General features: G+C 35.4%; 12 protein-coding genes and 1 pseudogene. 9 read left to right on the plus strand and 4 right to left on the minus strand.

The features are described from left to right. Positions 1 to 167 precede the first annotated feature (167 nt). Genes FGL80_RS08850 through FGL80_RS08865 form a run of 4 tightly spaced genes read left to right on the plus strand, consistent with a single transcriptional unit; the run spans position 168 to position 6,459 of the window. Entirely contained in the window at positions 168 to 1,322 is a 1,155-nt protein-coding gene (locus FGL80_RS08850; protein WP_147002021.1) for a RepB family plasmid replication initiator protein, read from the plus strand. Next, complete coding sequence (locus FGL80_RS08855; RefSeq protein WP_147002022.1) at positions 1,315 to 1,845, plus strand: helix-turn-helix domain-containing protein; 531 nt, start codon at positions 1,315 to 1,317, stop codon at positions 1,843 to 1,845. The genes FGL80_RS08850 and FGL80_RS08855 overlap by 8 nt, the downstream gene beginning before the upstream one ends. Next, the gene (locus tag FGL80_RS08860; protein WP_147002023.1) at positions 1,838 to 3,847 is read left to right on the plus strand and encodes a DNA methyltransferase; all 2,010 of its coding nucleotides are present in this window, start codon (positions 1,838 to 1,840) and stop codon (positions 3,845 to 3,847) included. Before FGL80_RS08855 ends, FGL80_RS08860 begins: the two co-directional genes overlap by 8 nt. After that, positions 3,847 to 6,459 (plus strand): DEAD/DEAH box helicase family protein, encoded by a 2,613-nt coding sequence (locus FGL80_RS08865; RefSeq protein WP_147002024.1) that lies wholly within the window; start codon positions 3,847 to 3,849, stop codon positions 6,457 to 6,459. The genes FGL80_RS08860 and FGL80_RS08865 overlap by 1 nt, the downstream gene beginning before the upstream one ends. Before the next feature lie 231 nt (positions 6,460 to 6,690). Here the strand turns inward: FGL80_RS08865 and FGL80_RS08870 are convergent, their stop codons facing one another. Next, positions 6,691 to 9,390 carry a TrlF family AAA-like ATPase gene (locus tag FGL80_RS08870; RefSeq protein WP_147002025.1) on the minus strand — a complete coding sequence of 900 codons (2,700 nt, stop codon included), beginning with the start codon at positions 9,388 to 9,390 and terminating at the stop codon, positions 6,691 to 6,693. Positions 9,391 to 9,981: 591 nt separating this feature from the next. On the opposite strand from FGL80_RS08870, the gene FGL80_RS08875 reads away from it, so the two are divergent. The 5 genes from FGL80_RS08875 (at position 9,982) to FGL80_RS08890 (ending at position 14,349) form a co-directional block, all read left to right on the plus strand. Continuing rightward, positions 9,982 to 10,866 (plus strand): 3-hydroxyacyl-CoA dehydrogenase, encoded by an 885-nt coding sequence (locus FGL80_RS08875; protein ID WP_147002026.1) that lies wholly within the window; start codon positions 9,982 to 9,984, stop codon positions 10,864 to 10,866. A 63-nt stretch (positions 10,867 to 10,929) separates the two neighbouring features. Beyond that, complete coding sequence (locus FGL80_RS08880) at positions 10,930 to 12,693, plus strand: oleate hydratase (protein ID WP_147002027.1); 1,764 nt, start codon at positions 10,930 to 10,932, stop codon at positions 12,691 to 12,693. A gap of 185 nt (positions 12,694 to 12,878) precedes the next feature. After that, positions 12,879 to 13,139, plus strand: coding sequence for a transposase (locus FGL80_RS08885; protein ID WP_227784244.1), 261 nt, complete (start codon positions 12,879 to 12,881; stop codon positions 13,137 to 13,139). Between the two features lie 47 nt (positions 13,140 to 13,186). After that, entirely contained in the window at positions 13,187 to 13,426 is a 240-nt protein-coding gene (locus FGL80_RS09340; RefSeq protein ID WP_408582328.1) for an IS3 family transposase, read from the plus strand. 524 nt (positions 13,427 to 13,950) lie between these two features. After that, positions 13,951 to 14,349 carry an AAA family ATPase gene (locus tag FGL80_RS08890; protein WP_147002028.1) on the plus strand — a complete coding sequence of 133 codons (399 nt, stop codon included), beginning with the start codon at positions 13,951 to 13,953 and terminating at the stop codon, positions 14,347 to 14,349. A 1,821-nt stretch (positions 14,350 to 16,170) separates the two neighbouring features. On the opposite strand, the gene FGL80_RS09185 is transcribed toward FGL80_RS08890, so the two are convergent. From FGL80_RS09185 to FGL80_RS09375, 3 genes and pseudogenes are all read right to left on the minus strand, one after another. Continuing rightward, positions 16,171 to 16,671 (minus strand): hypothetical protein, encoded by a 501-nt coding sequence (locus FGL80_RS09185; RefSeq protein ID WP_244297975.1) that lies wholly within the window; start codon positions 16,669 to 16,671, stop codon positions 16,171 to 16,173. A gap of 293 nt (positions 16,672 to 16,964) precedes the next feature. Then, positions 16,965 to 17,078, minus strand: a complete 114-nt coding sequence (locus tag FGL80_RS09280) for a hypothetical protein (RefSeq protein WP_341874227.1) — start codon at positions 17,076 to 17,078, stop codon at positions 16,965 to 16,967. Between the two features lie 230 nt (positions 17,079 to 17,308). Next, positions 17,309 to 19,285, minus strand: a pseudogene (locus FGL80_RS09375) (DNA methyltransferase). Positions 19,286 to 19,411: the final 126 nt, after the last annotated feature.

The following is a 19,411-nucleotide window of genomic DNA, read 5'->3' on the forward strand; positions in this document are numbered from 1 at the left end:
TATACACCCACAAAATACTATGTATACACCCACAAAATACTATGTATACACCCACTTCTCATTTAGATAAGTGGGTGTATAGGTTATAATAAAAAGCATAAAGAAATTCCCGACTAAAAGTTTTTCTTTATGCTTATCCAACAACACGCCCAAAGGAGCGTATTTATATGTCAATTATACCAGAATCAAAGACAAGGCAGGTACACACCTTGAATGAGTTATCAAAACGAAAAGTCGTCGAACATAACAGTTTAATCACTTCAATTGCCAAAATGGATAAGACACCACTCAAAATGTTTGAGTTGGCCGTTTCTCTAATAGATACGGAAAATCCCCCCGAAGATCAGACGGTTTATTTATCAAAGCGAGAGTTGTTTGCTTTTTTTCAAGTTGATGATAGCAACAAGCATAGTCGTTTTAAAGAAGCCGTTGAAAAAATGCAGAAACAAGCTTTTTTTCAGATTAAAAAAGAACAAGATAAAGGCTTTAAATTTATTAGTATTGTACCGATCCCGTATGTGGAATGGACAGATTATAATGACGAAGTAAAAATTGAATTTCATCGTGAAATTATGCCTTATCTAATTAATCTCAAAAATAATTTTACGCAACATGCTTTGTCAGATATTGCAGAATTGAACAGCAAATATGCAATAATTTTGTATCGTTGGTTATCGATGAATTACAATCAATACGAGCATTACAGCGTTAAAGGTGGACGGAGAGAGGAACAGGTTGAAAGTTACCGTAATCCCGAAATAAGCATGCGAGATTTACGTCAAATGACAGATACAATTGATGAATATAAACGATTTGATCATTTTGAAAAAAGAGTACTGAATGAACCATTGTCAGAAATTACTAAACACACAACTTTCAATGTAACTTACGAAAAGCTCAAAAAAGGGCGGAGTATTGATAGTATTGTCTTTCGTATCACTAAAAAACAAGTTGCAGATGATATTAGTTACAAGTTAGATGATCCAACTTATATTGACGGTAAGATAAGGCAAGAAGAAAGTGAAAAAGACCTCGTATATGAAGCTATGAAAAGTCCATATACAAAATTGCTGATGGAACATTTCTTATTGTCGTATATTGATTTGACGGATACGGCTATTTTGTCAGGGCTACAGAAAAATGTTTATCCACTCTATGACGAATTAAAAGAGTTACGTGGTTTAAAGGGCGTGAAAGAACACTTAGCATATATCAGAGATAAACAAGATGACTATTCGAAAAAGAATATTGCTAAGTATCTTAAAAAATCGATTGAACAGTATCTACCAATCGTTAAAAGGCAGGATATAGATCATGAGTGAAAATTTAAAAACAATTCGAGAACTTGCTGATGAATTGGGTGTTTCAAAGCAGGCTATATGGCAAAAGATAAAAAGAGATACGTCAATCGATTTACGTCAATTTACATCAACAAAAGGCAACACTGTTTACGTTGATGTTGATGGACAAAAAGCTATTAAATCAATGTTCTCAACCGATTCGTCAACAAGAGACCGTCAACGAAAAGAGGATATTGACGACAACAAAAAAGATGATGTTGATGAACAAGATGAAGTGAAATTCCTTCGAAATTTAGTATCAGAAATTCAATCTGAAAAGAGAGAGCTACATAAGTTACTAGATCAGCAACAACGATTGGCCTTGCAAGATAAAAAACTCCTAGCAGAGTACAAAGCAGAAATCAAAGATTTGAAAGCTTTAGCGATGCCGAGTCGTGAGGATGAAAAAGATGTGTCACCCCAAAGTGAAACAGAACCAGTAGAAGCGCAAACTAAACCTAAAAAGTGGTGGCAATTTAAAAAACGAGGGCAAAAAAATGATTGATTCAAAAATTATGGAGACAACAAAGTCCATTTTGAAAGATTTTGGCAACACATATTTTTCAGATAAAGGCACTTTAAAGCGCAATAAAGTAATAGAAGACCTTGATGCGTACACACCTATGTTGATGAAGGCATTACTAGCTAATCAACTAATTCATGACACCTATACGGAGTCAATTGTTATAGATGATAAAAGTGTAGAACTGTTTAAGCTAAACCAGTTTATTGAAATGTTTACGTATAAAGAATACTGGCAAGATAGCTATACAAAATTTGAGAATAAAATTGGCCTTACTGCTGGCGGTAAGTTTATTGATGAGACTGCTGATGTTGTGCTAGATTTTCCCTTCAAAGATACCGTTTTAAAAGCTGGTATGACAAAAGAAGATCAACAAGATGCTGATGAACTTTTTTTTCATGAAACGATAGCTAAGGCTGAAATTGATCAATTATTGGAACCTAAAATATTTGTTAATGCTACTAAGTATAATCAAGAAAATTTAGACGGTACATCAACTGATAATTTTGATGACGAAAATTTGATTGTCAAAGGAAATAACTTGATTGCTTTGCATAGTATAAAAGACGTTTATGCTGGCAGGGTTAAACTAATTTATTTAGATCCGCCATATAATACTGGATCAGACTCTTTTTCGTATAATGATCAATTTAATCATTCGACCTGGTTGACATTTATTAAAAGCAGGCTAGAAATAGCTAGAGAATTACTAACTGATGAGGGCGTCATAGCAGTTCATATCGATGATTCAGAAGGTCCTTATCTTAAAGTATTAATGGATTCAATTTTTGGTAGAAATTCTGAAATGTTTACCCAATATATATTGGTGAGATATGCAGACAAAACATTAAAATCGGATATGGATTATCACAAACAAATTGAGCAAATTCACTATTACAAAAAGAATAATGCATCAGTAGTGCATCCTTTCAAAAGTCAAGAAGATTATAACTATACCAAATTTATTTATTCATTTGATGAGCTGGAATCACCTTTTAAAACCATAGAACTTGGCGGTAAGAGAGTTGATATCTTTAAGAAAAATCAAATAAGTTTAAAAAAAGAGACAGCGAACATACACGGGTTAAAAGAAGTTTGGGCCACAGGAACAATTTTAGATGGAAATTCTTCAGGACGTTTTTTTAGAGATTACCTAACCGGAAGATACAACGAAGATGGTTATGGTGTTGTTTATAGAGTATGGGGTATTGGTGATGATGGAAATAAATATAGGTATTTTACTGGTCCTCAAAAGGTCGGTGCAACGAAAGGTAAGTATTTCCAAGGAGTTCCAAGTGCAGTACAAAGCGGTTTAGTTACAACAAAATTAAAACCACTTGAGGGATTTATTGATATGGCAGGAGCATTTGGAAATATTCGCCACGAAGGTGGTGTAGAAATGAGAAGTGGGAAAAAGCCTGAAAAAATGCTAAAAGAGATTATTCAAAGATATTCTTCTGAAAACGATATTGTGTTAGATTTCTTTGGTGGATCCGGTTCTACAGCAGCAACAGCACTTAAAATGAACAGACGATTTATAACAGTTGAACAGATTGATGAACAAGTGTATAAACTGAAAAAAAGGTTAGTTAATGTTATTAATGGTGATACAACGGGCATCTCTAAAGACGTTAATTGGCAAGGCGGCGGATCATTTGTCTATGCTGAATTAATGGAAAAGAACCAAGGTTATCTCAAAGATGTCCAACAGGCCGAAACGACGAAGCAATTAGAAGATGTTGTTCATCGCATGATTGAAGGTGGCGCTGATTTTGATTTCCGAGTCGATGTTGAAAAAGTCCTGCAAGATCCTGAATACCAATCAATGTCATTGGCTGATAAAAAGCAGCTGATAGTCAAGGTCATTGATAAGAATCAGTTGTATTATGCGTACAGTGATATGGACGATCGTGATGTACAAGAGCTGATGTCTGAGAGTGATATTGCCTTTAATAAAAGCTTTTATGGGGAGCGTGATCTGTAATGGCCAAAAAGAAATCACGAGAACTTGTCTTACCTATTGTTCATGAGATTAACGACTATACGAGTGACTTTTTAAAAAACGACGAACCCCGACATGCGTTTGTTTATCCGGACTACATTAAGCACAATCTCAAGCATCAGTTACGTGATTATCAAAAGCAATCACTATACAACTTGAATTACACGCAAAAGGATACCAATGTTGCCAGTCGCTTTAATCAATTGTTATTCCATATGGCCACTGGTTCTGGAAAAACTGATGTGATGGCAGCCGATATGCTGTATTTTTACCATGAATTTGGCTATCAAAATTTTCTTTTTGTTGTTAATACAAACGCGGTGATTGCTAAAACTCGTGAAAACATGCTGAATGTTCAGTCACCAAAGTACCTCTTTTCACAACCACTCAATATTGATGGGATGCCGATTGAATTGCGAGAAGTCACCCGATTTCCAACAAATAGTGAACCAGGCGTGATCTACTTGCGGCTCACAACGATCCAAACTTTAGCAAATGAATTAAATACACCACGCGAAAATGGTTTAACTTATGGTGATTTAGAGAAACAGAAGTTGATTATTCTAGCTGATGAAGCGCATCATTTTTCTGCCGGCACAAAGAGTAAAGCAGATCAAAAAAATAAAGCGTGGGAATATGTCTTAGACCGTATTCGACAAGCTAATAAAGCGAATCGACAGTTAGAATTCACGGCCACAATTGATTTAAATAACGAGTTTATTTATGAAAAATATCGTGATAAAGTCATCTTCCAATATGATTTAAAAGAGTTTCAAAATGCTGGTTACTCAAAGAAAATTGCTCGTTTACAAGCCAATGCTGATGATAACGAAAAGATGCTGAATGCGGTATTGCTATCACAATATCGTAAGCACATGGCGATCCAGGCGGGTGTACGAGATTTTAAGCCAGTTATTTTATTTAAGTCAAATAAAATTGACGTTTCAAAAGCGGCCCGTGATCAATTTTTGACACTGCTTGATAAATTAACTACTGAAGATCTAGCGCAATTTATTGCAAAGCAACGCCAAACCACGCAATCATCTACTTTGCGCCAAGCGTATACGTATTATCAAACAATTGATATGGGGGGCTTGGTCCGGGAATTGCAACGTGATTTTCAACCATTAAATACAATTAATGTTAATGATACGAGTAGCAATGGTATTTTAGGTGACTTAAATGATTTACGTAATTTAAATACCCTAGAAGAACCAAGCAATCCATTTAGAGCTATTTTCGCAGTCGCCAAGCTTTCTGAAGGTTGGGATGTCTTAAATTTGTATGATATTGTCCGCATTGGAGAGCAACCCATTACGTCAACACAAACCAATAGTGAGGCGCAATTAATTGGTCGTGGTGCGCGCTACAATCCCTTCGTCTATGAGGAGGCAACATCGTTTACGCGACGGTTTGACCATAGCACGCCAGAATTACAGATATTAGAGTCCTTACACTATCACACGATTAATGATAAAAAATATATTGATAATCTGACAAAATCTTTTGAAGCAATGCAGCTCCAAGTTGAAGATGATAAAGACTTTGATATTTTAACCACGACAGTTAAAGCGTCATTTAAGCGTTCCGATGTCTATCAATATGGCAAGCTGTATTACAATGACGTCGAAGATGTCCCTGAGAGTGAATACAATGGGTTGGCAAAATACGGTGTTCCCGTTGCGGAACTACCTACCGTCAATATTGAGACGGCAACCCTAGAAGCAACTGCCTTTGATACACAAAATGTTGCTGGTATGAATGAGACACGACTGGTAAAGATTGATGATGCCCTCGTCAAAAAAGCAATGGCACGGAATCCTTTCTTCAGATTCAATACCATGAAAAAATATATGCCGACGCTAAATTCTATCTCGGAGTTTATGTATGAGGCACAGTGGTTGGGGCAAATAAAAGAAATCCAAGCGACGGTATCGATGGGTTCAGATGCAGTGCTTAGTCGAGAAACACAGCTATTAGTCGTTGAAAAATATCTAGCCTATATTCAGCGCATGTTAATCATGAACTATAAGCGCCAACGCGGAACCAATAAGTTTATTGGGTTGCCAATTAAAGATGCCGTTCAGGATTATCAGAAGCGTGTACCAGTTAACTATTCTGATGCTGGGGTTCATGAGTTAATTCAAACTTATGACTATAAAAAGGCACCTTGGTTTGTCTATAACGAGGCTATTGTCGATAAATTGGAACGTAGTCTAATCGAACTGATCCAAGGCTATATTGAAGAGCTGCAAAACAAGTACAAAGATGTTTACCTGATTCGTAGTGATGAGCGTAATACTAAGCTAAAATTGCATGAATTTGCTGGAGATGTGTCTCACTATGCTGGTTTCTTACCGGACTTTGTTCTGTATTTGGCTAATGAGTCTTATATTTATCAGATTTATATTGAACCAAAGGGTACCCAATTGCTGGAGCAAGACCAATGGAAAGAGGACTTGTTAACCAGTATTTCGCCTGAAAGTGTTGATGTGATTGGTGAAAATGATCAAGTTAAATTGTACGGTGTTAAATTCTATGTTGCGGGTGATGCTCGTCAGGTTCGAAAAAATATTCAAACTCTAGCCCTTTAAAAGGGTTTATTTTATTTTCTAATAAACATAGACAATCTTTTAAACTTAACATGTTATAAAATATAAAATAATAGTTGTACCCAATGAATGATGTGACGAGGTTGATAGCACTTTTTGCGTTAAATAAAATTCACAAATTAAATAAAGGCGCGCAATCAAGTTTTAAAAACTTGATTGCGCGCCTTTATCATGACATATAACAAAAGAGTACCTTATGATAAAATTATAGACTTATTTCATGTAGTATCGTTGTTCCCGTTTGTAAAAGGCTTCTTTCCCACCTTCTAGTAAATCTGTTATTTGATCTCGAATATCTGAAGTTTCAAGTGATCCAGAAGAGTAGTTAATACTAAAAGCTGAACTATCACGTTCAGCAATGATTATTTCTTCTGCATCTGTTAGAACTACTAGATTTGCGTTATGAGTTACCAGTATGACTTGTCGAGTATTTGAAATTTCTTTTAGTAATGGAACAAGCATCTTCACTATTGTATTATTATCTAAATCGTCTTCCGGTTGGTCTAATATAATAGTTGACTGGTTATTGGAGGCCATTAAAAGAACCTGTAATAGTACAACACCTTTCATACCGGGTGACATTTCTTGTAGAGAATCATTTCCCAACAGGAGATCAAAAGTGAAATGGGTTAATTTTTTCATGATTACCTTGACAAGGTCAATGTTATCATGGTTATTATTAAATTTAATGTCATTATTGTTGAGCACTGTACCAATCTGAGTGGACAGTGCTTTTTGATCGGTAGACCATTTAAACGAACCATTACTTTGATTTATCATGGTGAGATCTAGATCTTCTGGCAAACTATATCGTCTATTTATATGATTAGAAATCTCATCTTGCCAATCGACAGTATCTTTTAAAATCAACCTAGTTGATTGATCCTCTACCTGACCAAAGTTCAATATATTCAGTTTGTTTATTGAATCTTGAAAAGTAGTTCTAGCAGAATCAATTTTAGATATTAAGTTGATGATTTTTTCGATAGATTTTTTATACGCATCTTCATATTTTTGTAAATTGTCTTTGGCCGACGCGAGCTTGGTTATGTCATCATTTACGATAAGTAAGTTTTTATCGATTTCTTCAATATTTTTGCGAACGGCAGTATCCTTGGTGTTTATTTCGTTTATTTCAGATTGAATAGTTTCAATTTGAACGGTATTTTTTGCTATTTCAGTGTCAAGGAAGTTTATTTCAACATCTTTAATATCTGATAAACTGGATTTAAATTCACTCCAGTTTTTTGAAATGGCACTTTTATTTTCTGCTGTTCTCAACGATGAAAAATGAACTTTTAAAGTTTCAATTAGAGGATCCATTTGTTTATGGAAATTATCTATTTCTGAAAAAGTCTTACTTAATTTATATTTTTTGTCATTTAACTCTGATAATGTAGTTTTATTTTCAGCTAGCTTTATTTCATTCTCATTTTTATTAGAAATTTCCGTTTCAGTTAAAGATGAGTTCGAAATAATTTCTTGTTTTTTTTCAGATAAATTATTCAGTATTTCATTTAAAGCTTCTTGAGTTCTAAGTGCGGAAATTTCTTTTTTAGCTGCTATAATGTAGAGTTTATTATCTGATAAACTCTTTGTAATATTGTCTATTTCATTATTGTGTTCATTAATAATATCTTGATAATTATCAAGAATAATTTTTGCCTTCTCGCTGCGAGAAATTATTCGAGAAATTGTATCTTGAAGGTTTGTATTATCTTCTGATAGATTGCTAATATAATTTTGCGGATAATATTCTACTTGGACATCCAGCTGATTTGCTAGTGATGTAATTAAATTGGTTTGTATATTCTTCGTTATGAATTCGTATTTTTTCAGACTGTCATTAATATTTTCATCAGTAAATTTAAGTGATGCTTTTTTTGCGAATAAAGTTGCTAATGTTGATTTCCCAGAAGAACGTGGGCCGATAATAACGTTAAGATTGGGGTTAATCTCTAATTTGCTTGGAGACACCTGAAAATTATTAGTTGTTGGTTCGAATTCAATAGCCTTTATATACGGAGACCGAGAATCGTTTGGATTATTTTTTGAAGAGTTTGATAATTTAGTCCTGTTTATTGGATCATATTTTATTTGTTTTAGTCCGTTAAAGGACAGGTCTGATTTTATCCAACTATATGTCTCACCTATGGTGTAACGATCCGTGTCTTCTTTTGGAAGAAAACCATGAGCATCTGAACCACTTAGAACGGGTTTTATTTCAGTATTGTTACTCCAAAAATTGTAATCCTTTAGGTTATGTGAGAATACTATGTCGGTTATATTAGCTATATCATCATAGACAAAATCCCCTTTTCCACTATTGTTTTGTAGTGTTCCAGAGATGTCTTCATTTGGTACGGCAATTAAATAAGCTCCTTCGAAATTTATATTCGATTTTAATAAATCACGAAGTGTTTTCTTTGATATTGAGAATCGTTCCTTCACATCTTTTATGCTATCGGATTCCGTTGCTGACCTTAAACTTTCTAACCCAGATTCGTTGAATTTAAAGATATGTTGGTTATACTCGTAACTTAATTGACTAATAAAATTAGTCCTGATATCTTCAGGAGAGAGTTTGTCAGGATCGAAGAGTATATGTAGGTTAACTAATTCGTTGCTTTTACCGCGTACTGAAGTTTCTAAACGAATCTCAATATTGGGAAGTAAATAGACATTTTTTGGGAATTTACCGTTTTTTTGTAGCTCGACTAAATATTCATAGTTATCTATACTGTAATAATCAGTAACTCCAATTGCATCTATTTTATTTTCAATAATTTTTGTTTTAAAGTTTTCGAGAATATCTGAATCCTGTAACGTTCCACCAAACTCATTATTTCTTTCTGTCCCTGGTGTATGCATATGGATATCCCACTTATGCCATAATGACCCTGAGTTAATCATGAAAAAACCGCCTCATTTTATTTTAAATACTTTTATATTTTATCATTATTTATTAATTTGGCTGACTAAAATTTACGCATTGCAATAGCTACAACCCTTCTCATGTTAGGCCCTTAAGATGATATTTGGTACTGGATTAAAATATATTCCGAGGTGTTACTGGCAAAAGGTAATTGTTTTAGAACATTCTCTGATATGGACTAGTATGTCTCTCTCACAATGTGCATTATCCCAATAATAGGGAATTAAGGGTCTATAATTACATAATAACCCCTCGAAAAGACTATCAAAACAGCCCCATTATCTAATCACTAGATAATGGGGGCTTTTTTTTATTTATTTATAATAATGACCCCTTAACGTCGCTACATTTTTCCATAATTTTATAATTAGACCGTTATATATGAATTACGATGCGATGCAACAACTTTCCCTACTAATTAAAGACTCCACCACCTTTAAAAACCACGCAGCTTATTTATGGAGATTGCAGCAACTAAAGTGAAACAATCATTTTAGTCGCTATTTTTTGAAAGCGCTTTCTATTAGTGCTATGATTAACCTATTAAATCATTAATAGGAGGAGAAAACATGTCTATAAAAAATGTAACTGTTGCAGGTGGTGGTATTTTAGGTGGGCAAATTGCCTTTCAAAGTCAGTTCATGGGATTCAATGTTACGGTTTATGATGTCAATGATTCTGCTCTAAAACACTCTGAGCAATTAATGACATCATATCCTGATATTTATAAAAATTTCTATGAAGATGGTGAAAAAGCGGATGAAGTTATTGAAAAAATTCGCTTTAGTTCTAATCTAGCTGATGCTGTTCAGGATGCAGACCTAGTAATTGAGGCCATTCCAGAAAATGTCAACATTAAGAAGGATTTCTATAAGCAACTTTCGAGAGTTGCCCCCAAAAAAGCAATATTTGCTTCAAATTCTTCTACGTTCGTCCCATCTCAATTTGTTGACAGTGTTGATCGTCCAGAAAAATTTTTAGCCCTACATTTTGCTAACCAAATATGGGTCAACAATATTGCTGAAATTATGGGACATGCGGGAACTGATGAGAAGTATATTGACGAACTTGTGAAATTTGCGAGAGATATCCGAATGGTCCCTTTTAAATTAAACAAGGAACAACATGGTTATATTCTAAATTCACTCTTAGTTCCATTTTTAGATGCGGGACAAAAACTGTGGGCAAATGAAATTTCCGATCCTCATACAATTGATAAAGCTTGGATGTTAGCAACGAAGGCTCCAATGGGACCGTTTGCAATATTAGATGTTGTTGGTCTACAGACACCCTATAATTTAGCTTTATCAAGGTCAGAAACAGATGAAGAACAAGCCAATATTGCTCGTTTGATAAAAGAAATGATCGATAAGGGACATACGGGATTAGCAGCAGGAAAGGGATTCTATGAATATCCTAACCCTGAATACCAACAAGAGTCATTCTTAAAATAAGGATGACATTAACGTTTTTTTAATAGATTATATCAACATAAAGCGTAGTAAAAGGAGGCCATTATGCGATATTCTAACGGAAATTATGAAGCTTTTGCACGTCCAAGGAAGCCCAAAAATGTGGATCAAAAATCAGCGTATATTATTGGAGGAGGGCTGGCCGGATTGGCTACCGCTGTTTTCTTGGTGCGCGATGGACAAATGTCCGGGGAAAAAATTCATATATATGAGGAATTGCCTACTCCGGGTGGATCGTTAGATGGAGAAAAGCGTGCCAATATCGGCTTTGTGACACGTGGTGGTCGAGAAATGGAAAATCATTTTGAAACTATGTGGGACATGTATCGATCAATTCCTTCTTTAGAAATTGAAGACGCCTCTTACTTAGATGAATTTTATTGGCTAGATAAAGATGATCCAAATTCATCTAATACTCGCCTAATTTATAATCGCGGACAGCGCGTACCAACTGATGGCCTCTACACTTTGGATGAAAAATCTAAAGAATTAATAGATTTAGTTTTAACTCCTGAGTCAAAATTGGGTAAGACGACTATTGAGGAATTCTTCTCAAATGAGTTCTTTGAAAGTAACTTTTGGATGTACTGGGCAACTATGTTTGCTTTTGAAAAGTGGCACTCTGCAGTTGAGATGCGTCGATACACGATGCGATTTATTCATCATATTGATGGATTACCTGATTTTAGTGCCCTAAAGTTCAATAGGTACAATCAGTATGAGTCTATGGTTCTACCAATTATAAGGTATTTAGAGTCATACAATGTCGAATTCATCTATGATACACAAGTTAATAATGTTGTGGTAGATTTCGAAAATGACGAAAAAATTGCAAAAAAACTCGTGATCCAGGATGGTGATGATGTTAGCCTATCACGTGATGATCTTGTATTCGTTACAAATGGTTCTATTACAGAAAGTTCAACATACGGAAGCCATGATAAACCCGCTCCTATATCAAAAGAGTTGGGTGGTAGTTGGTCACTATGGAAGAATCTGGCAGAACAATCTAATGATTTCGGTCATCCAGAAGTATTCTACGATAACCTACCTGACAAAAGTTGGTTCGTATCAGCGACAGCCACTATAAAATCACCAGAAATTGAACCTTACATTGAACGTCTCACCAATCGTGATTTGCATGATCACAAAATTAATAGTGGTGGGATCATTACCATAACCGATTCGAACTGGTTGATGAGTTTCGCGGTTCACAGGCAGCCACATTTCAAAGAACAAAAAGAAAATGAAACAATTGTATGGATATATGGATTATATTCAGATACCAAAGGAAATTTTGTTGATAAGACTATTGTAGAAAGTTCTGGTGAAGAAATCACTCAAGAACTCCTTTATCACCTTGGTGTCCCTGAGTCCAAGATCAAACAATTGTCTAACCAAAACAATATAAATACCGTTCCAGTATTTATGCCATTTATTACGTCATACTTTATGCCCCGCGTTGCGGGTGATAGGCCAGATATTGTTCCTAAGGGATCTGTTAATTTAGCCTTTATTGGTAATTTCGCAGAGTCACCTAGTAATGACACCGTGTTCACTACCGAATATTCAATTAGGACAGCCATGGAATCTGTATATACTTTGCTTGAAGTTGAACGAGCTGTTCCTGAAGTTTATGGATCCATTTATGATATTCGAGAACTACTTAAAGCCATCTACTATATGGGAGATAAAAAAACCATTGATGAGGCTAATTTAGGAATCCCTAAATTAGCTAAAGTAGTTCTAAAAAAGAAGATAAAGGGAACGTTTATCGAAGAGCTACTTACCGAGAGTAAATTACTATAAAACACAATAGCCGTAAAAAATTTTAAAGCGACAAAATTATTGCCAATTATAAGTACCAAACCCATTATGCGTCATATTTTTGTAGTAATGGACTGTTAGTTTTGGAAAAAGACTGCTCTTATGCTAGATTTACGGACAGATTTTCTTCTGCCCTGTAAACTAATAGCATAGGAGCATTTTTTAATATGATTCGATACAAAAAAGAATTTAACCAGTCTCTTGTTGAGATGCACAATCAAGGCCGTTCATATGCTGATCTATCCGCTGAATATGGACCTTCGGTCGACTCAATCCGTAACTGGGTCAAGTTGTACGCGTTCCACGAAGTGGACGGCGAAAAATGGACGCAAGCTGATGTAAACGCATTACAAAAGGAAAACGACAAACTTCGCGAAGAACTTGAGATTTTAAAACGAGCCGCGGTGTTACTTTCGAAGTACAACTAACGCAAAATCGCGAGTTAGGACTGGAAATCATTGACCGTTCGCTCGCAATGGGACACCGCATAACAAGCGTTTTATCAGCTTTGAATATAGCTCGAAGCACTTATTATCAATGGAAAAATTGGCATCCCAGCCAACAAGAGACGCGTCGCAACGCTCTAAAAATGGCAATCAAAGCCGTCTACAACACCAATCGTGGGATCTATGGCTACCGACGCATCGCCGCATTTTTACGGTTCATTTTGAACACTGAAGTTGGTGATCGTTTGGTTTGGGAGCAATTATGTTAGCATTCAAAAAGTTGAGATACCGACACTATCTTAACTTTTTTATGTGGTTAAGCTGACACCAGCTTAACCCACGCAGATATTAAAGATGTTGAAATAAACTTCCTTGACACTGAAATAGCAAAAAATACCGTTCAAATTGAAACTATTCAATCTGAAATAACGAAATAAACACCAAGGATACTGCCGTTCGCAAAAATATTGAAGAAATCGATAAAAACTTACTTATCGTAAATGATGACATAACCAAGCTCGCGTCGGCCAAAGACAATTTACAAAAATATGAAGATGCGTATAAAAATCTATCGAAAAAATCATCAACTTAATATCTAAAATTGATTCTGCTAGAACTACTTTTCAAGATTCAATAAACAAACTGAATATATTGAACTTTGGTCAGGTAGAGGATCAATCAACTAGGTTGATTTTAAAAGATACTGTCGATTGGCAAGATGAGATTTCTAATCATATAAATAGACGATATAGTTTGCCAGAAGATCTAGATCTCACCATGATAAATCAAAGTAATGGTTCGTTTAAATGGTCTACCGATCAAAAAGCACTGTCCTCAGATTGGTACAGTGCTCAACAATAATGACATTAAATTTAATAATAACCATGATAACATTGACCTTGTCAAGGTAATCATGAAAAAATTAACCCATTTCACTTTTGATCTCCTGTTGGGAAATGATTCTCTACAAGAAATGTCACCCGGTATGAAAGGTGTTGTACTATTACAGGTTCTTTTAATGGCCTCCAATAACCAGTCAACTATTATATTAGACCAACCGGAAGACGATTTAGATAATAATACAATAGTGAAGATGCTTGTTCCATTACTAAAAGAAATTTCAAATACTCGACAAGTCATACTGGTAACTCATAACGCAAATCTAGTAGTTCTAACAGATGCAGAAGAATAATCATTGCTGAACGTGATAGTTCAGCTTTTAGTATTAACTACTCTTCTGGATCACTTGAAACTTCATATTCGAGATCAAATAACAGATTTACTAGAAGGTGGGAAAGAAGCCTTTTACAAACGGGAACAACGATACTACATGAAATAAGTCTATAATTTTATCATAAGGTACTCTTTTGTTATATGTCATGATAAAGGCGCGCAATCAAGTTTTTAAAACTTGATTGCGCGCCTTTATTTAATTTGTGAATTTTATTTAACGCAAAAAGTGCTATCAACCTCGTCACATCATTCATTGGGTACACTATTATTTTATATTTTATAACATGTTAAGTTTAAAAGATTGTCTATGTTTATTAGAAAATAAAATAAACCCTTTTAAAGGGCTAGAGTTTGAATATTTTTTCGAACCTGACGAGCATCACCGCAACATAGAATTTAACACCGTACAATTTAACTTGATCATTTTCACCAATCACATCAACACTTTCAGGCGAAATACTGGTTAACAAGTCCTCTTTCCATTGGTCTTGCTCCAGCAATTGGGTACCCTTTGGTTCAATAAAATCTGATAAATATAAGACTCATTAGCCAAATACAGAACAAAGTCCGGTAAGAAACCAGCATAGTGAGACACATCTCCAGCAAATTCATGCAATTTAGCTTAGTATTACGCTCATCACTACGAATCAGGTAAACATCTTTGTACTTGTTTTGCAGCTCTTCATATAGCCTTGGATCAGTTCGATTAGACTACGTTCCAATTTATCGACAATAGCCTCGTTATAGACAAACCAAGGTGCCTTTTATAGTCATAAGTTTGAATTAACTCATGAACCCCAGCATCAGAATAGTTAACTGGTACACGCTTCTGATAATCCTGAACGGCATCTTTAATTGGCAACCCAATAACTTATTGGTTCCGCGTTGGCGCTTATAGTTCATGATTAACATGCGCTGAATATAGGCTAGATATTTTCAACGACTAATAGCTGTGTTTCTCGACTAAGCACTGCATCTGAACCATCGATACCGTCGCTTGGATTTCTTTTATTGCCCCAACCACTGTGCCTCATACATAAACTCCGAGATAGAATTTAGCGTCGGCATATATTTTTTCATGGTATTGAATCTGAAGAAGGATTCCGTGCCATTGCTTTTTTGACGAGGGCATCATCAATCTTTACCAGTCGTGTCTCATTCATACCAGCAACATTTTGTGTATCAAAGGCAGTTGCTTCTAGGGTTGCGTCTCAATATTGACGGTAGGTAGTTCCGCAACGGAACACCGTATTTTGCCAACCCATTGTATTCACTCTCAGGGACATCTTCGACGTCATTGTAATACAGCTTGCCATATTGATAGACATCGGAACGCTTAAATGACGCTTTAACTGTCGTGGTTAAAATATCAAAGTCTTTATCATCTTCAACTTGGAGCTGCATTGCTTCAAAAGATTTGTCAGATTATCAATATATTTTTTATCATTAATCGTGTGATAGTGTAAGGACTCTAATATCTGTAATTCTGGCGTGCTATGGTCAACCGTCGCGTAAACGATGTTGCTCCTCATAGACGAAGGGATTGTAGCGCGCACCACGACCATTAATTGCGCCTCACTATTGGTTTGTGTTGACGTAATGGGTTGCTCTCCAATGCGGACAATATCATACAAATTTAAGACATCCAACCTTCAGAAAGCTTGGCGACTGCGAAATAGCTCTAAATGGATTGCTTGGTTCTTCTAGGGTATTTAAATTACGTAATCATTTAAGTCACCTAAAATACCATTGCTACTCGTATCATTAACATTAATTGTATTTAATGGTTGAAATCACGTTGCAATTCCCGGACCAAGCCCCCCATATCAATTGTTTGATAATACGTATACGCTTGGCGCAAAGTAGATGATTGCGTGGTTTGGCGTTGCTTTGCAATAAATTGCGCTAGATCTTCAGTAGTTAATTTATCAAGCAGTGTCAAAAATTGATCACGGGCCGCTTTTGAAACGTCAATTTTATTTGACTTAAATAAAATAACTGGCTTAAAATCTCGTACACCCGCCTGGATCGCCATGTGCTTACGATATTGTGATAGCAATACCGCATTCAGCATCTTTTCGTTATCATCAGCATTGGCTTGTAAACGAGCAATTTTCTTTGAGTAACCAGCATTTTGAAACTCTTTTAAATCATATTGGAAGATGACTTTATCACGATATTTTTCATAAATAAACTCGTTATTTAAATCAATTGTGGCCGTGAATTCTAACTGTCGATTCGCTTTATTGCTTGTCGAATACGGTCTAAGACATATTCCCACGCTTTATTTTTTGATCTGCTTACTCTTTGTGCCGGCAGAAAATGATGCGCTTCATCAGCTAGAATAATCAACTTCTGTTTCTCTAAATCACCATAAGTTAAACCATTTTCGCGTGGTGTATTTAATTCATTTGCTAAAGTTTGGATCGTTGTGAGCCGCAAGTAGATCACGCCTGGTTCACTATTTGTTGGAAATCGGTGACTTCTCGCAATTCAATCGGCATCCCATCAATATTGAGTGGTTGTGAAAAGAGGTACTTTGGTGACTGAACATTCAGCATGTTTTCACGAGTTTTAGCAATCACCGCGTTTGTATAACAACAAAAAGAAAATTTTGATAGCCAATTCATGGTAAAAATACAGCATATCGGCTGCCATCACATCAGTTTTTCCAGAACCAGTGGCCATATGGAATAACAATTGATTAAAGCGACTGGCAACATTGGTATCCTTTGCGTGTAATTCAAGTTGTATAGTGATTGCTTTTGATAATCACGTAACTGATGCTTGAGATTGTGCTTAATGTAGTCCGGATAAACAAACGCATGTCGGGTTCGTCGTTTTTTAAAAGTCACTCGTATAGTCGTTAATCTCATGAACAATAGGTAAGACAAGTTCTCGTGATTTCTTTTTGGCCATTACAGATCACGCTCCCCATAAAAGCTTTTATTAAGGCAATATCACTCTCAGACATCAGCTCTTGTACATCACGATCGTCCATATCACTGTACGCATAATACAACTGATTCTTATCAATGACCTTGACTATCAGCTGCTTTTTATCAGCCAATGACATTGATGGTATTCAGGATCTTGCAGGACTTTTCAACATCGACTCGGAAATCAAAATCAGCGCCACCTTCAATCATGCGATGAACAACATCTTCTAATTGCTTCGTCGTTTCGGCCTGTTGGACATCTTTGAGATAACCTTGGTTCTTTTCATTATTCAGCATAGACAAATGATCGCCGCCTTGCCAATAACGTCTTTAGAGATGCCCGTTGTATCACCATTAATAACATTAACTAACCTTTTTTTCAGTTTATACACTTGTTCATCAATCTGTTCAACTGTTATAAATCGTCTGTTCATTTTAGTGCTGTTGCTGCTGTAGAACCGGATCCACCAAAGAAATCTAACACAATATCGTTTCAGAAGAATATCTTTGAATAATCTCTTTAGCATTTTTTCAGGCTTTTTCCCACTTCTCATTTCTACACCACCTTCGTGGCGAATATTTCCAAATGCTCCTGCCATATCAATAATCCTCAAGTGGTTTTAATTTTGTTGTAACTAAACCGCTTTGTACTGCACTTGGAACTCCTTGGAAATACTTACCTTTCGTTGCACCGACCTTTTGAGGACCAGTAAAATACCTATATTTATTTCCATCATCACCAATACCCCATACTCTATAAACAACACCATAACCATCTTCGTTGTATCTTCCGGTTAGGTAATCTCTAAAAAACGTCCTGAAGAATTTCCATCTAAATTGTTCCTGTGGCCCAACTTCTTTTAACCGTGTATGTTCGCTGTCTCTTTTTTAAACTTATTTGATTTTTTAAAGATATCAACTCTCTTACCGCAAGTTCTATGGTTTTAAAAGGTGATTCCAGCTCATCAAATGAATAAATAAATTGGTATAGTTATAATCTTCTTGACTTTTGAAAGGATGCACTACTGATGCATTATTCTTTTTGTAATAGTGAATTTGCTCAATTTGTTTGTGATAATCCATATCCGATTTTATGTTTTGTCTGCATATCTCACCATATATATTGTGGTAAACATTTCAGAAATTTCTACCAAAAATTGAATCCATTAATACTTTAAGATAAGGACCTTCTGAATCATCGATATGAACTGCTATGACGCCCTCATCAGTTAGTAATTCTCTAGCTATTTCTAGCCTGCTTTTAATAAATGTCAACCAGGTCGAATGATTAAATTGATCATTATTACGAAAAGAGTCTGATCCAGTATTATATGGCGGATCTAAATAAATTAGTTTAACCCTGCCAGCATAAACGTCTTTTATACTATGCAAAGCAATCAAGTTATTTCCTTTGACAATCAATTTTCGTCATCAAATTATCAGTTGATGTACCGTCTAAATTTTCTTGATTATACTTAGTAGCATTAACAAATATTTTAGTTCCAATATTGATCAATTTCAGCCTTAGCTATCGTTTCATGAAAAAAAAGTTCATCAGCATCTTGTTGATCTTCTTTGTCATACCAGCTTTAAAACGGTATCTTTGAAGGGAAAATCTAGCACAACATCAGCAGTCTCATCAATAAACTTACCGCCAGCAGTAAGGCCATTTTATTCTCAAATTTTGTATAGCTATCTTGCCAGTATTCTTTATACGTAAACATTCAATAAACTGGTTTAGCTTAAACAGTTCTACACTTTATCATCTATAACAATTGACTCCGTATAGGTGTCATGAATTAGTTGATTAGCTAGTAATGCCTTCATCAACATAGGTGTGTACGCATCAGGTCTTCTATTACTTTATGCGCTTTTAAAGTGCCTTTATCTGAAAAATATGTGTTGCCAAATCTTTCAAAATGGACTTGTTGTCTCCATAATTTTTGAATCAATCATTTTTTGCCCTCGTTTTTTAAATTGCCACCACTTTTTAGGTTTAGGCTTGGCTCTACTGTTCTGTTTCACTTGTTTGGTGCTGACGTCATCTTTTTCACCATCATCATGCGGCCATCGTTAAAGCTT

The organism is Leuconostoc lactis (genome assembly GCF_007954625.1).
Lineage (GTDB): Bacteria > Bacillota > Bacilli > Lactobacillales > Lactobacillaceae > Leuconostoc > Leuconostoc lactis_A.

Coding starts and splice junctions, on each gene's coding strand:
- FGL80_RS08890 (WP_147002028.1), top strand. CDS start 13,951: ATGGTTCGTTTAAATGGTCTACCGATCAAAAAGCACTGTCCTCAGATT.
- FGL80_RS09280 (WP_341874227.1), bottom strand. CDS start 17,078: ATGGCCACTGGTTCTGGAAAAACTGATGTGATGGCAGCCGATATGCTG.
- FGL80_RS08880 (WP_147002027.1), top strand. CDS start 10,930: ATGCGATATTCTAACGGAAATTATGAAGCTTTTGCACGTCCAAGGAAG.
- FGL80_RS08855 (WP_147002022.1), top strand. CDS start 1,315: ATGAGTGAAAATTTAAAAACAATTCGAGAACTTGCTGATGAATTGGGT.
- FGL80_RS08870 (WP_147002025.1), bottom strand. CDS start 9,390: ATGATTAACTCAGGGTCATTATGGCATAAGTGGGATATCCATATGCAT.
- FGL80_RS08850 (WP_147002021.1), top strand. CDS start 168: ATGTCAATTATACCAGAATCAAAGACAAGGCAGGTACACACCTTGAAT.
- FGL80_RS08860 (WP_147002023.1), top strand. CDS start 1,838: ATGATTGATTCAAAAATTATGGAGACAACAAAGTCCATTTTGAAAGAT.
- FGL80_RS08865 (WP_147002024.1), top strand. CDS start 3,847: ATGGCCAAAAAGAAATCACGAGAACTTGTCTTACCTATTGTTCATGAG.
- FGL80_RS08875 (WP_147002026.1), top strand. CDS start 9,982: ATGTCTATAAAAAATGTAACTGTTGCAGGTGGTGGTATTTTAGGTGGG.
- FGL80_RS08885 (WP_227784244.1), top strand. CDS start 12,879: ATGATTCGATACAAAAAAGAATTTAACCAGTCTCTTGTTGAGATGCAC.
- FGL80_RS09340 (WP_408582328.1), top strand. CDS start 13,187: ATGGGACACCGCATAACAAGCGTTTTATCAGCTTTGAATATAGCTCGA.